Origin of the sequence: Sphingomonas sp. PAMC 26617, from assembly GCF_000242835.1 — a bacterium.
Taxonomy (GTDB): Bacteria; Pseudomonadota; Alphaproteobacteria; order Sphingomonadales; family Sphingomonadaceae; genus Sphingomonas.
The window spans coordinates 1974279-1987814 of record NZ_JH594425.1; the positions used below are offsets into that span (position 1 = coordinate 1974279).

A 13536-nucleotide genomic window follows, 5' to 3' on the forward strand; every position below is an offset into this window, starting at 1 on the left:
TCAGGCCGGAAATTCGGAAATGCCGAAGCGGTCGTTGCCGAAGGTTATGCGGGTCGGGTCGGTCGCCGGGCGGACCAGCGGGCCGAGCACGACCAGAGTCGCGAGCAGCAGCACGATCTCGAGCACGTAGACCGCGCCATAGCCGGTCGCGGTATTCGCCAGCGTCGGCCCGAGATCATGCGCGACCGCTGCCGCCGACGTCACGTCGCGCAGCACTGCGCCGATCGCGATCGCCACCCCCGCCGAGGTCGCCTGCACCGCGCCCCACGCGCCGAGCGCGAGCCCGGTGCGGCCGTCGAGCTCCTCGCGGTCCGCGATCGCCATCGCCGCGGTCAGCGTGCCGACCGAGAACAATCCGCCGCCGAACCCGATGATTGTCGCGCCGATCGCGAGCAGCGCAGTCGCATGCAACGGGGCGGCGAAGATCACGCACAGGAACGCCGCGATCCCCGCGACCCCGCCGAACCCGGCGAGCCGGTGCGGCTCCGCGCCCTTGCCGAGCGTGCGCGCGGCGAGCGCGAACCCGCTCAGCATCCCGACCGCCCACAAGGCAGTCAGCGACGTCGTCGCGCCGACCGAAAGCCCGAGGATCTGCCCGCCATACGGCTCGAGCAGCACGTCCTGCATCGCGAACGCCGCCGCACCGAGCCCGGTCGCGACGAGCAGCCGCATCGTCCGCGGGCGTGCGATGAAGATCGCCCAGACCTCGCCGAAGCGCGCGCGCGTTTCCGGCACCGCCGTTCCGCCGCGCTGCCGCGCCTCTTGCTTCCATAGCGCCGTGACGTTGAGCACCACCGTCAGCACCGCCGCGCCCTGGACGATCTGGACGAGATGCGTCGGGCTGAAATGCTCGAGCAGCCGCCCGATCACGATCGCGCTGACCATCATGCCGAGCAGCAGCATGACATAGAGCAGCGCGACGACACGCGGCCGCGTCTCCGCGGGCGCGAGGTCGGTCGCGAGCGCGAGGCCCGCGGTCTGCGTCGTGTGCATTCCCGCGCCGACCATCAGGAAGGCGAGGCCCGCACCGATCTGCCCGACGATCGCGGGGCCCTCGCCGCGCCCGGTCATCACCAGCAACGCGAACGGCAGCAACGCAAACCCGCCGAACTGGAGCAAGGTGCCGAACCAGAGATAGGGCACGCGCTTCCAGCCGAGCAGCGACTGGTGATGATCCGACTTGAACCCGATCAGCGCGCGCAGCGGCGCGAACACCAGCGGTAGCGACACCATCGCGCCGACCGCCCAGCTTGCCATGCCGAGTTCTACGATCATCACGCGGTTGAGCGTGCCGGTCAGCAGCACCGCCGCCATCCCGACCGACACCTGGAACAGCGACAGCCGCAACAACCGTGCGAGCGGCAATTCCGCGCTCGCCGCATCCGCAAACGGCAGGAAGCGCGTTCCGAGCTGGTTCCAGAACGCCCCGCTTCGCAACGTGCCCCCGCGCGGCGCGCGCGGTCGCAGCGTCGCCTTCAGCGCGGACAGGTCGCGCGTCATGGCAGCACCTCGAGCGCGTGGCTGGTGTAGAAGCTCGCCGACACCCGCCGGTCGCGCCCGATCCGCGCGGGGGGCAGCGCATTCCTGATCAGCGTGCGCAGCAGCCGGTCGCGCACCGGCAGGATCGCGGGCGAACGGTCGCTGCGCGGGAACAGCCGGCCCATGCCGAGCATCGCCAGCAGCAACGGGGTCTGCGGGGCGAAGGTGAAGACGATCGATCCGCGCGTGCGTTCGGCCAGGCGTTGCACCACGGTGACGATGTCGAACGCGGGGTAATGGATCAGCGAGTCCATCGCGACGACATGGTCGAACGTTCCGAGCGCGGGATCGAGCAGGTCGCCGACGCGCCAGTCGATCTTGAGCGTAGCTGGCGCGCGGTCGCGCGCGATCTGCACAAGGCTCCCCGCGACGTCGATCGCGACGACCTCCGCGCCGCGTTCCGCCGCCGCGACCGCGAGTGCGCCGGTGCCGCAGCCCGCGTCGAGCAGTCGAAGCCCGCTCATGTCGTGCGGGAGCCACGAGAGCAACGTGTCGCGCATCTCGGTCCGCCCCGCGCGCACCGTCGCGCGGATCCCGCTGACGGGAGCGTCCGAGGTGAGCTGCTCCCACGCCTTCGCGGCGGTGCGATCGAAATAGGTTTCGAGATTGCCGCGGAAGCGATCGTAGGTCGCGGTTGTCATCGCGCGCGCCTCCCCAAACCGTCATTCCCGCGAAGGCGGGAATCCATAAGGCGGGCGGCCCGCGACAATTTCCCCGGTTCGCCAGTATGGATCCCCGCTTCCGCGGGGATGACGGAGGAGGGGTGGGTGCCGGCTTTCCCAAGTCCGTCATTCCCGCGCAGACGGGAATCCATAAGGCGGGCGGCCCGCGGCGGTTTCCGCGGTTCGCCACTATGGATCCCCGCTTCCGCGGGGATGAAGGAGGAGGAGTGGGTGCCCGCTTTCCCAAGTCCGTCATTCCCGCGCAGGCGGAAATCCATAAGGCGGGCGGCCCGCAGCGGTTTTCGCGGTTCGCCACTATGGATCCCCGCTTCCGCGGGGATGACGAAGGAGGGGTGGGCGCACCGCAGCATCATTCGAACCCCAGGAATTCGAAGATTTCGCGATCTTTCATCGGCTGCGCGTCGAGCGGCTCGCACCCCGCCCACATCTGCGCGGCGAGCCGCTTGTACTCGAGGCACGCCGCGTCGACCTCGGGCGTCGAGTCCATCTCGAACAGCGTGCATTTCTTGAGCCGCGAGCGCCGGATCGCATCGAGATCGGGGAAATGCGCCAGCCGCTTCAACCCCGTCGCCGCGTTGAACCGGTCGATCTCGTCGGTCGCAGCGGAGCGGTTGGCGATCACCCCCGCCATCCGCACATCGTAATTCTTCGCCTTCGCCTTGATCGCCGCGACGATGCGATTCATCGCGAAGATGCTGTCGAAATCGTTCGCCGCAACCACCACCGCGCGCTCGGCATGCTGCAGCGGGGCGGCGAACCCGCCGCACACCACGTCGCCGAGCACGTCGAAGATCACCACATCGGTCTCCTCAAGCAGATGATGCTGCTTGAGCAGCTTGACCGTCTGCCCGACGACATAACCGCCGCACCCCGTGCCCGCCGGCGGCCCGCCCGCCTCGACGCACATCACGCCGTTATACCCCTCGAACATGTAATCCTCGGGCCGCAGTTCCTCGGCGTGGAATTCGACCGTCTCGAGCACGTCGATCACGGTCGGCATCAGCTTCTTGGTCAGCGTGAAGGTACTGTCGTGCTTCGGGTCGCAGCCGATCTGGAGCACGCGCTTGCCGAGCAGCGAGAACGCCGCGGAGAGGTTGGACGAGGTGGTCGACTTGCCGATCCCGCCCTTGCCATAGACCGCGAACACCTTCGCGCTGCCGATCCGGTCGTTCGGGTCGAGCCCGACCTGAAGCGAGCCTTCGCCGTCGAGGCCGCGAATGGGGGGATCAAGCAAAGCCATGCAAAATTCCTTCAAGCCGCCACCGCGACGATGCCCTCGAGACGATCCTCGAGTTCATCGCTGGCGGCATGGAGTGCGGCGAGCGTCGCCGCGTCGGGGGACCAGTAATGGCGCTCGCTCGCCTCGATCAGGCGGTTGGCGACTCGCGCGGAGGCCTTGGGGTTGAGCGCGGCGATCCGCTCGCGCATCGCCGCGTCGAGCACATAGGTTTCGCTGATCCGCTGATAGACCCAGGGGTCGACCTCGCCGGTCGTCGCCGACCAGCCCATCGTCGTGGTGACGCTGCCCTCGATCTGGCGGACGCCTTCATAGCCGTGGCGCAGCAGCCCCTCGGTCCACACCGGGTTGAGCACGCGAGTCCGTGTCTCGAGCGCCACCTGTTCCTGCAAACTGCGGACCTTGCCAGCGCCTTGCGTCTGGTCGCCGATATAGACCGGCGCGGCGGTGCCCTTGGCGCGCGTGACGGCGCGGCTGATCCCGCCGAGCGTATCGACATATTGGTCGATGCTGGTGATGCCGAGCTCTACGCTCTCGAGGTTCTGATAGGCGCAATCGACGGTCTGGAGCGCGGCTTTCAGTACCTCCGCCTGCCGCACCGGTGCGCCCTTTACCCCGTAGGCAAAGCCCTTCTGCCGCTCGAAGCTGTCGGCGAGTTCGTCGGGGTCGGTCCACGCGCCCGTGTCGATCATCAGATTGACGTTGGCGCCGTACGCGCCCTCGGCGTTGGAGAAGACGCGGAGCGCCGCGGTCTCGAGGTCGCAGCCGTGCGCGGCGGCGTGCGCGCGCGCATGGCGACGGACGAAATTCTGCGCATCCGGCTCGTCCGCCTCCGCCGCGAGCAAGGCTGCCTGCGCGAGCATCCGCGTCTGGAGCGGCAGCAGATCGCGGAACACCCCCGACAGCGTGACGACCACGTCGATCCGCGGCCGCCCAAGCTCTTCCAGCGAGACGAGTTCCGCCCCCGCGAGCCGGTTATAGCTGTCGAACCGCGGCCGCGCGCCGAGCAGCGCGAGCGCCTGCGCGATCTGCGCGCCCTCGCTCTTGAGTTTGTCGGTGCCCCACAGCACCATCGCGACCGTCTCGGGCAGATGCCCCGAATCTGCGAGGCTGCGGTCGATCAGCCGTTGCGCCTGCGCCGCGCCGTCGCGGACCGCATAGGCCGAGGGGATGCGGAACGGGTCGAACCCGTGGATGTTGCGCCCGGTCGGCAGGATCTCGGGGCTGCGCAGCAGGTCGCCGCCGGTGACCGGGTGGATGTAGCGCCCGTCGAGCGCCGCGACGATGCCGTCGATCTCGCCATTGCTAGACAGCGCGCGATCGAGCGCGGCCATGTCCTTCAGCAATGGCGTGTCGGGGGTGGCGATGCCGTCGACCAGCGCGACGATGACGTCCTGCGGCAGCTTCTCGCCGCGTGCGTCGGAGGATGCCGCGATCATCGCGATCCGCTCCTCGCGAGTCGCCGCCTCGCCCGCGACGTGGAGCCCCTGCGGGATGAGTTCGCGTTCGATTTCGTACAGTCGCGCGGCAAGGTCCGCGATCCACGCGTCCGCTCGGATATTGGAGCCGTCCGCGCCGTCTATCGTCACCTCGGGCTTGTCCCGGGGTCCACCGTCGTTCGAGTCCCCAGGCTGCGGAGATGGCTGCCCGGTGGACCCCGGCACAGGGCCGGGGTGACGGTAGGAGGGGAACCGCGCAGGCGCACCCATCAGATCCAGGTCCCCCGCCTGATCGCGGATCAGCTCCGCCAGATCGCGCGCCTCGTCGCTCCCCGGTTCCGCCACGCGCCACCGCTCGACCGACGCCTTGAGCGCGGCAAGCCCCTTGTAGACGCCTGCGTTGGTCAGCGCGGGCGTCAGATACGACACCAAAGTCGCGCCCGACCGCCGCTTCGCCAGCACGCCCTCCGACGGATTGTTCGCCGCATAGAGATAGATGTTGGGCAGATCGCCGATCAGCCGGTCGGGCCAGCAGGTCGCGCTGAGCCCGCTCTGCTTGCCCGGCATGAATTCGAGGCTCCCGTGCGTCCCGAAATGCAGCACCGCATGCGCGCGGAAATCCTCGCGCAGCCAGCGGTAGAAGGCGGCGAACGCGTGCGTCGGCGCGAACCGCCCTGCGAACAGCAGCCGCATCGGATCGCCTTCATAGCCGAGCGCGGGTTGCAGCCCGACGAAGACATTGCCGAACTGCCGCCCGAGGATCTGCACCGAGGTGCCGTCCGATTGCAGCTTGCCCGGTGCCGCCCCCCAGCTTGCCTCGATCTCGGCCAACCACGTCTCGCGCGCGACGATCGTATCCGCGCTCACCCGCGCATGGACGTTCGCCTCGGTCCCGAAGCGCGCGGCATTGCCGCCGAGGATCGCCTCGCGCACCGCATCGACATCGGCGGGCACGTCGACCCGATACCCCTCGCGCGCAAGCCGCTGCAGCGTCGCGTGGAGCGAGGCGAACACGCTGAGGAATTGCGCGGTCCCCGCAGCGCCCGCGTTGGGCGGGAAGTTGAACAGCACGATCGCGACGCGCTTCTCGGCATTCTCCGCGCGGCGCAGCGCGATCAGATTTGCAACCCGCGCGGCGAGCATCTCGGCGCGCTCGCTGCAGGTCTGCATCGCGCGGACTTCGCTCGCTGGCGGAAAGACGCACCCCCGCGTGCAGCCGGTGCACGGCGTGTCGGACCCGTCCGAGCGCCCACCGAACACCATCGGCACGGTGCCGCCGTCGAGTTCGGGGATCGCGATCATCATCGTCGATTCAAGCGGAAGCAGCCCCTGCCGGTTCGCGCCCCACGCCTGCAACGTCTGGAATTCGACCGGATGCGCGGCGATATACGGCCGGTCGAGCGTCGCCAGGATCGCCTCGGCGGCGGCGGCGTCGTTATACGCTGGCCCGCCGACCAGGCTGAACCCGGTGAGGTTGACCACGGCATCCACGGTTGAGACCCCGTCGCGCAGGAACAGCGCCTCGATCGCCGGGCGCCCGTCGAGCCCGCCCGCGAACGCTGGAATCACGTCGAGCCCGCGCGCCTCCATCGCGGCGATCACCCCGTCATAATGGCCAGCATCGTTCGCCAGCACATAGGAGCGCAGCATCAGCAGCCCGACCGTGCCCTTCGCCCCGCGACGGCGCGGAAGTTCGGTCGCGGTGGCGGCGATCCGGTCGGGCAGCGCAGGGTGATAGACGCCGACCTCGGGATAGTCGCGCGGGGCATGCGCCTTCATCGTGCCGCGCAAGCCGAGCCGCGGTCCGGCGGCGTAGCGATCGACCAGCGCGCGGACCATGTCGACGACATTGTCGTCCGACGCCGCGAGCCAATATTGCATCGTGAGGAAATAGGCGCGCACGTCCTGTGCGGTGCCGGGCACGAACTTGAGCAATTTGGGCAGCCGCCGCAGCATCGCCATCTGCTTGGCCCCGCCGCTCGCGCCGGGCTTGGGCGAGCCGCGCAGCTTCTTGATCATCGCGAGCATGCCCGAGGCGGGCTTGTCCATGCGATAGTCGCCCATCCGCGTGAGCTTGACCACATCGCCCGCCGACATCAGCCCGACCATCGCGTCGCAGGCGTCGCGTCGCGCCTGCAGCTGCGGCAGCACCGCGCGGATATGATCCTCGAGGAACAGCATCGTCACCAGCACCACGTCCCCGCGCGCGATGTCGGCGCGCGCGGCGTCGAGGCTCGCGGGGTTCTCGTCCCAGTCCGCGGCGGCGTGGAAGCCGATCGAGATGCCGGGATTCTCCCTTGCGAGCCGCACCTGCGCGCGCTGCACGGCGCCCGACAGATGGTTGTCGAGCGTGACGATCACCACGCGGACGGCGGGGTTCGCGTGCGGGGCGGGCAGGGGTGCGCTAGCGGGCATAATGCGCCTTTGCGTCATAGAGCGTGTCGAGCGTGATTGCGGCGATGCCTTGCTCCGCGGCATAGCGTTCGGTGTTGCGCCGCGCCTTGCCGCGCACGAAAAACGGGATCTTCAGCAGCTCGCGCTCGGCCTCGGGACTCCATCCCTTTTGCTCCTCCCCCGCTTCAGCGGGGGAGGGGGACCGCTCGGCTCCTTCAGCCGAGTGGTGGAGGGGGCTGGTGCTGGGCGAAACAACCGTGGTTGCTCCTCCTCCACCGTTCGCTGAATGCTCACTGTCCCCCTCCCCCGGTTCCCGGGGGAGGATCGGGGAGGCGATATGCCCCAGATGGCTCGCCCCGGCGCCATCCGAAAACTCGAAATCATCGCGGAACATCGTCAGCAGATGTTCCTCCAGCCCCATCACCAGCGGATGGACCCAGGTGTCGAACAGCACGTTCGCGCCCTCGAACCCCATTTGCGGGCTGTAGCGCGCGGGGAAATCCTGGACGTGGACCGGTGCCGAGATCACCGCGCACGGGATCCGCAGCCGCTTGGCGATGTGCCGTTCCATCTGCGTGCCGAGCACCAGCTCGGGCTGAAGCCGCGCGATCGCGTCCTCGACCTCGAGATAATCGTCGGTGATCAGCGGCTCGAGCCCGTACAGCAGCGCTGCCGTGCGGATCTCGCGGGCGAATTCGCGATTGTAGCAGCCGAGCCCGACCACCTCGAACCCGAACTCGTCGCGCGCCACCCGCGCGGCGGCGACCGCGTGCGTGGCATCGCCGAAGATGAAGACGCGCTTGCCGGTCAAATAGGTCGAGTCGACCGACCGGCTCCACCACGGCAGCCGCGACGTATCGAGCGCGGCGGCGGGGTCGACACCGGCAAGCGCAGCGACCTCGGCGATGAAGTCGCAGGTCGCACCGTGCCCGATCGGGACGGTGCGGACGGTCTTCTGGCCATAGGTCCGCTCGAGCCAGCGGCAGGCGGTGTCGGCGATTTCGGGATAGAGGCTGATGTTGAAATCGGCGTCGGGCAACCGCGCGAGATCGGCGGGCGTCGCGCCCAAAGGAGCGACGACGTTGACGCCGATCCCGAGCGTCTCGAGCAGCCGGCTGATCTCCACCACATCGTCGCGGTGGCGGAAGCCAAGCGCGGTCGGGCCGAGGATGTTGGCCGTCTTTCGCACCGTAAGGCTCCCCCCCGGCGAAGGCCGGGGCCCATTGGCGAGGGTCGATGTTGGCGCGGACGGCGCGTCGTTACCACCGTCCCGCGATTGGGCCCCGGCCTTCGCCGGGGGGGTGGCAGTAGCGCTGGCGGAAGTGCCCGAACACAGCGCCCGCACCAACTGGTAAAACGTCTCCGCCGCGCCCCAATGCTCCTTGCGCTGATAGCTCGGCAGTTCGAGCGCGATTACCGGGATCGGCAACCGCAACGCCGACGCCAGCCCCGCCGGATCGTCCTGGATCAGTTCCGCGGTGCAGGAAGCCCCCACCAGCAGCGCCTGCGGCGCGAACCGCTCGACCGCGTCGCGCACCGCGGTCTGGAACAGCGCGGCGGTGTCCTTGCCGAGATCGCGCGCCTGGAAGGTCGTGTAAGTGACCGGCGGACGCTTGCCGCGGCGCTCGATCATCGTGAACAGCAGGTCGGCATAAGTGTCGCCCTGCGGCGCGTGGAGCACGTAATGCACGCCCTCCATCGCGGTCGCGATCCGCATCGCGCCGACATGCGGCGGGCCTTCATAAGTCCAGACGGTCAGCTGCATGGCAGCCACCGATGGAGCGAAGCGAGTGCGGGCACGGCCATCATACCGTCAACACGTCGCGCCGCCGCAGCGGGCGCGCGAACAGGTCGGCGAGGTCGCCTGCCTGGTCGAAGCCGTGGATCGGCGAGAACACCAGTTCGATCGCCCATTTGGTCGTCAGCCCTTCCGCCTCGAGCGGATTTGCGAGCCCCAGCCCGCAGACGGTGAGATCGGGCCGCGCCGCGCGCACCCGGTCGAGCTGGCGGTCGACGTCCTGCCCCTCGCTGATCACCGTCCCGGCGGGGAGCAGCGCGAGTTCCTGCGCCATATGCGCACGGTGGAGATACGGCGTGCCGACTTCGAGCGGCACCATTCCGAGCTCCTGCGCGAGGAAGCGCGCAAGCGGGAGCTCCAGTTGGGAATCGGGGAGGAAGAAGATGCGCTTCCCCTCGAGCCGGTCCCGCGCATGCGCGATCGCACGCTTGGCGCGCTCGCGGCCCGGCGCGATCACCGCGCGGAAGTGCATTGCGTCCACCCCGAACGCGACCGCGGCGGCATGCAACCAGTTGCTCGTCCCCTCCGCCCCGAACGGGAACAGCGCATCGAGCCGCACCGCGCCACGGTCTTCCAGCGCGCGCGCCGTCTCCCCCAGGAACGGCTGCGCGAGCAGGAAGCGTGTGTTCGGCCCGACCGGCGGCATCGCGCCCGCGCGCCGCGCGGGAAAGCTGCGGACCGTCTCGATTCCCAGCTGCGCGAACAGCCGCAGGAACTGGTCTTCCACCACGTCAGGGAGCGCGCCGACGATCATCAGCTCGGGTGCCGCCCCCGGCGCGGTCGCGGCCAGCTCGGGCACCAGCGCGGCGAGGCAAGCATCCTCGCCCTCGGTAAAGGTCGTCTCGATCCCGCTGCCCGAATAGTTGAGCACCCGGGTTGCCCCCGCATGCTTCGCCGACAACCGTTGTGCGGCGCGCGACAGGTCGAGCTTGATCACCTCGGACGGGCACGAGCCGACGAGGAACAGCAGTTTGATGTCCGGCCGTCGCGCCAGCAACCGGTCCACCACCCGATCGAGCTCGGCATTGCAATCGACCATCCCCGCGAGGTCGCGCTCCTCGATGATCGCGGTCGCGAAACGCGGCTCGGCGAACACCATCACCCCCGCCGCCGATTGCAACAGATGCGCGCAGGTCCGCGAGCCGACGACGAGGAAGAACGCATCCTGCACCTTGCGATGCAGCCAGATGATCCCGGTCAGCCCGCAGAACACCTCGCGCTGGCCCCGCTCCCGAAGGACCGGGCCCCGCACCGGCGCGCAGTCCGGGACCGCGCGTGGCAACAGCGCGTTCATGCCGCCACCATGCGGCGGCGGGCCGACTCGGCCGCTTCCTGCAGCCGCGCGGCACGGAGTTTCAACAGGAACTGCGTCGCGTTGATCGCATAGGTCGCATAGGCCGCCAGCGCGAGCAGCATCCGGCCGCGCTCGGTCCCCAGACCGCCCACCAGCATCCCCAGATAGGCGGTATGCAGCGCGAGCACGAGGAAGCTGAAGACGTCTTCCCAGAAGAAGGCGTCCGCAAACAGCCAGCGGTCGAACACCACCTTTTCCCAGATCGAGCCGGTGACCATGATCGTGTACAGCGCGATCGTCTTGACCACGATCGAGACCGTCGCGGCGACCGCGCCCTCGCCGGTCAGCAGATAGCGGACAACCAGCACCGCGCTCACCACGAAGATCGCGAATTGCAGCGGGGCGAGCACGCCCTGGACGATGGTCCAGACGGTCGAGTCGCGCCGCAGCTTCTGCTCGGGGGTATAAAGCGGGGGCACGGCGGTTCGCCGTGTCTGCTGTTCGAGAACTGGGTTGCCTGACCACATGGTTCTGATCCGCCTCTCCCGATCGAAACTAAGGGGAGACCGGATCAAGTGTCAACAGAGTTTGACGTCCAAATAATATTACACATGCCGCAGCGCAGCGACGTTTGTCCGTTGCAAGGCCGTTACGACAGGCATACGATGCGAGTCGCCGGGCCAGTCAAAGATGGCGTGCCCGACCGTTGATTGCAGGTTAAACCAGACCGGAGGGGGTCAGGATGACTTCGCTTACCGGAATCGACCATTACTTTCGAAACAGCGGGATCTGGCCCGATCCCGATGCGATGCGCGATCAACGCGGTATCGCGCCCCTGAAAGCCAGGCGAAGCGCGATCGACGATCAGGCGCAATCGCTGAGCCGGTTGATAGAACGCGAGATCATCCCGCGTCTGCTGGTCGCGCATGCCGCTGCGCCGCAGGCGTCGGACCCGGTCGATCACGCCACGACGATCTCCGCGGCGGAAGTCGCGGCCTTTGCGCCGCTCGCGCTCCAGGTCGAGGCGGACGAGTTGCTGCAGCATGTCGAGGGGCTGGTCGCGCGCGGGGTGTCGTTCGATACGTTGCTGGTCGACCTGCTTGCGCCCGCCGCGCGGCATCTCGGGGCGTTGTGGGACGATGATCGCTGCGACTTCATCGACGTGACGATGGGGCTGTGGCGGTTGCAGGAAGTCGTCCACGAACTGTCGGGCCGCGCATCTGGAGACCATCGGGGTGACGGCAATCTCCGGCGCGCGCTGTTCGCCTCGCTCGTCGGGGACAGCCACAGCTTCGGCACGGTGGTGATCGATGAAATGTTCTGTGCGAATGGATGGTTGACCGATCGCCTCAACGAAGCGACCGGCGAGGAGCTGATGGCGCGGGTCCGCGATGAATCGTTTGATCTGCTTGGATTGACGATCGCCTGCGACTGCCATATCGCGCCCCTGCCTTCGATCGTCCGCGCCGTGCGGGCGTCATCCAGGAATCCCCGGATTTGTGTGATGGTCGGCGGGCGGGTGTTCGCCGAAAATGCGGATCTCGCCGCTGCGGTGGGTGCGGACGGGACAGCGCCCGATGCACGCGCCGCGGTTCAGGTTGCCGGGGCACTGGTCGATGCGGTGGCGCGCGAGGCGGTTTCGGCCATGACCGGTTGATCCCGACCGGGTCTCGCGGGCACGGTTGGGGCCAGGCGACACCTAGTTTCAGGAGCAAGTTGTTCGTCGATGAACGATCGTCCCAGCCTTCTTGCAACCCATGCCTTTTCCAACCCTGCCGCGGTTGCGGGCGGGCTTGCGCCTGACGTTGCCGCCGCACTGCTCGCATCGGCGGGCGATATCACGCTGGTGATCGACGCGGATGGCGTCATCCGCGACATCGCGATCACCAATGTCGATCTGGCGGCGCACGGCTTCGCCGACTGGGTCGGCCAGCGCTGGATCGACATCGCGACAGGCGAAAGCAACCCCAAGATCAAGCAGATGCTCGCCGATATCGATTGCGGCGAACCCGCCCGGTGGCGGCAGATCAATCATCCGACCGCAAGCGGCGACGTGCCGGTGCGCTATCTCGTGATGCGGCTGGGGCAGGGCGGCGCGATCGCGATCGGGCGCGACATGCGCGCGGCGGCGGCGGTCCAGCAGCGCCTGCTGCAGACGCAGCAATCGCTCGAACGCGACTATATCCGGCTGCGCCAGGCCGAGGCGCGGTATCGTCTGCTGTTCGACCTTGGCACCGAACCGGTGCTGATCATCGACGCGGCGACCCGGCGAATCCGCGAGATCAACCCGGCGGCGACGCGGCTGATCGGCGGCAAGGATGGCGCGTTCACCGACCAGCCGGTCGCGACGATCGTCGACCCGGCCGACCGCGAGGAGCTGATCGCGCATCTCGGCGCGGCGAGCGCGAGCGACGATCTGCCCGCGCTGTCGGTGCGGCTGGCGAGCGGGCATGAGGTCGCGATGTCGGCACGGCTGTTCCGCCAGGGGCGCGCCGCGTTGCTGCTGGTCCGCCTGCTCCCGAGCGCGCCGGTGCGCGAGACCGGCGGCTTTGATGCGCCGATCGGGGACGTGATCGAACACATGCCCGATGCGTTCGTGCTGGTCGACGGCGCGCTCGATATCCTGTTCGCCAATGCCGCCTTCGTCGAGCTGTCGGGGGTAGCCTCGGTCGCGCGTGTGGTGGGCGCGCCGCTCGCGACGTGGCTCGGGCGGCCGGGGATCGACCTCGAACTGATCCTGGGCCAGTTGCGCGAGCATGGCGCGGTGCGCAACGTCGCCACGATCCTGCGCGGCGCCGCGGGAAGTCCCGAGGAAATCGAGATTTCGGGCGTGGTTGCGCCGCACGGCGGTTCACAATGTTACGGGTTCACGATCCGCAGCGTCGCCCGCCGGCTGCGCAGCGTACCGACTGCCGAGCGCGACATGCCGCGTTCGGTCGAGCAACTGACCGAACTGGTCGGGCGGATGGCGCTCAAGGATATCGTGCGCGAATCGACCGACCTGATCGAACGGCTCTGCATCGAGGCGGCGCTCGCCTATACGTCGGACAATCGCGCGTCGGCGGCGGAGATTCTCGGGATCAGCCGGCAGAGCCTGTATTCGAAGCTCCACCGGCACGGACTGGGGAACCTCGTTTCGGACGACAACTGAC

9 protein-coding genes are annotated in these 13536 nt (G+C 68.5%); 2 read left to right on the forward strand and 7 right to left on the reverse strand.

Going from position 1 to position 13536, the window contains the following annotated elements:
• The 7 genes from RH91_RS08765 to bchF form a co-directional block, all read right to left on the reverse strand.
• Positions 1-1500: a BCD family MFS transporter gene (locus tag RH91_RS08765; protein WP_010162312.1), complete on the reverse strand. Its 1500-nt coding sequence runs from the start codon at positions 1498-1500 to the stop codon at positions 1-3.
• Positions 1497-2180 carry a magnesium protoporphyrin IX methyltransferase gene (bchM, locus tag RH91_RS08770; protein ID WP_010162313.1) on the reverse strand — a complete coding sequence of 228 codons (684 nt, stop codon included), beginning with the start codon at positions 2178-2180 and terminating at the stop codon, positions 1497-1499. The genes RH91_RS08765 and bchM overlap by 4 nt, the downstream gene beginning before the upstream one ends.
• A 391-nt stretch (positions 2181-2571) precedes the next feature.
• Positions 2572-3462 carry a ferredoxin:protochlorophyllide reductase (ATP-dependent) iron-sulfur ATP-binding protein gene (gene bchL, locus RH91_RS08775; protein WP_010162315.1) on the reverse strand — a complete coding sequence of 297 codons (891 nt, stop codon included), beginning with the start codon at positions 3460-3462 and terminating at the stop codon, positions 2572-2574.
• A gap of 11 nt (positions 3463-3473) precedes the next feature.
• The gene (locus RH91_RS08780; protein ID WP_010162316.1) at positions 3474-7313 is read right to left on the reverse strand and encodes a magnesium chelatase subunit H; all 3840 of its coding nucleotides are present in this window, start codon (positions 7311-7313) and stop codon (positions 3474-3476) included.
• On the reverse strand, positions 7303-9057 hold the full coding sequence (gene bchB, locus RH91_RS08785; protein ID WP_010162317.1) for a ferredoxin:protochlorophyllide reductase (ATP-dependent) subunit B: 1755 nt from the start codon (positions 9055-9057) through the stop codon (positions 7303-7305). Before bchB ends, RH91_RS08780 begins: the two co-directional genes overlap by 11 nt.
• Before the next feature lie 40 nt (positions 9058-9097).
• Positions 9098-10384 carry a ferredoxin:protochlorophyllide reductase (ATP-dependent) subunit N gene (locus tag RH91_RS08790; protein ID WP_010162318.1) on the reverse strand — a complete coding sequence of 429 codons (1287 nt, stop codon included), beginning with the start codon at positions 10382-10384 and terminating at the stop codon, positions 9098-9100.
• Positions 10381-10911, reverse strand: coding sequence for a 2-vinyl bacteriochlorophyllide hydratase (gene bchF, locus RH91_RS08795; protein ID WP_010162319.1), 531 nt, complete (start codon positions 10909-10911; stop codon positions 10381-10383). The genes RH91_RS08790 and bchF overlap by 4 nt, the downstream gene beginning before the upstream one ends.
• Positions 10912-11126: 215 nt before the next feature.
• On the opposite strand from bchF, the gene RH91_RS08800 reads away from it, so the two are divergent.
• Positions 11127-12041, forward strand: a complete 915-nt coding sequence (locus RH91_RS08800; RefSeq protein WP_010162320.1) for a cobalamin B12-binding domain-containing protein — start codon at positions 11127-11129, stop codon at positions 12039-12041.
• Positions 12042-12110: 69 nt separating this feature from the next.
• Entirely contained in the window at positions 12111-13535 is a 1425-nt protein-coding gene (ppsR, locus tag RH91_RS08805) for a transcriptional regulator PpsR (protein WP_010162321.1), read from the forward strand.
• Position 13536: the final 1 nt, after the last annotated feature.

Bases quoted from the DNA above. Each gene is read 5' to 3' on its own strand.
- bchB (WP_010162317.1), bottom strand. From the start codon at position 9,057: ATGCAGCTGACCGTCTGGACTTATGAAGGCCCGCCGCATGTCGGCGCG.
- RH91_RS08780 (WP_010162316.1), bottom strand. From the start codon at position 7,313: ATGCCCGCTAGCGCACCCCTGCCCGCCCCGCACGCGAACCCCGCCGTC.
- ppsR (WP_010162321.1), top strand. From the start codon at position 12,111: ATGAACGATCGTCCCAGCCTTCTTGCAACCCATGCCTTTTCCAACCCT.
- RH91_RS08800 (WP_010162320.1), top strand. From the start codon at position 11,127: ATGACTTCGCTTACCGGAATCGACCATTACTTTCGAAACAGCGGGATC.
- bchF (WP_010162319.1), bottom strand. From the start codon at position 10,911: ATGTGGTCAGGCAACCCAGTTCTCGAACAGCAGACACGGCGAACCGCC.
- bchM (WP_010162313.1), bottom strand. From the start codon at position 2,180: ATGACAACCGCGACCTACGATCGCTTCCGCGGCAATCTCGAAACCTAT.
- bchL (WP_010162315.1), bottom strand. From the start codon at position 3,462: ATGGCTTTGCTTGATCCCCCCATTCGCGGCCTCGACGGCGAAGGCTCG.
- RH91_RS08765 (WP_010162312.1), bottom strand. From the start codon at position 1,500: ATGACGCGCGACCTGTCCGCGCTGAAGGCGACGCTGCGACCGCGCGCG.
- RH91_RS08790 (WP_010162318.1), bottom strand. From the start codon at position 10,384: ATGAACGCGCTGTTGCCACGCGCGGTCCCGGACTGCGCGCCGGTGCGG.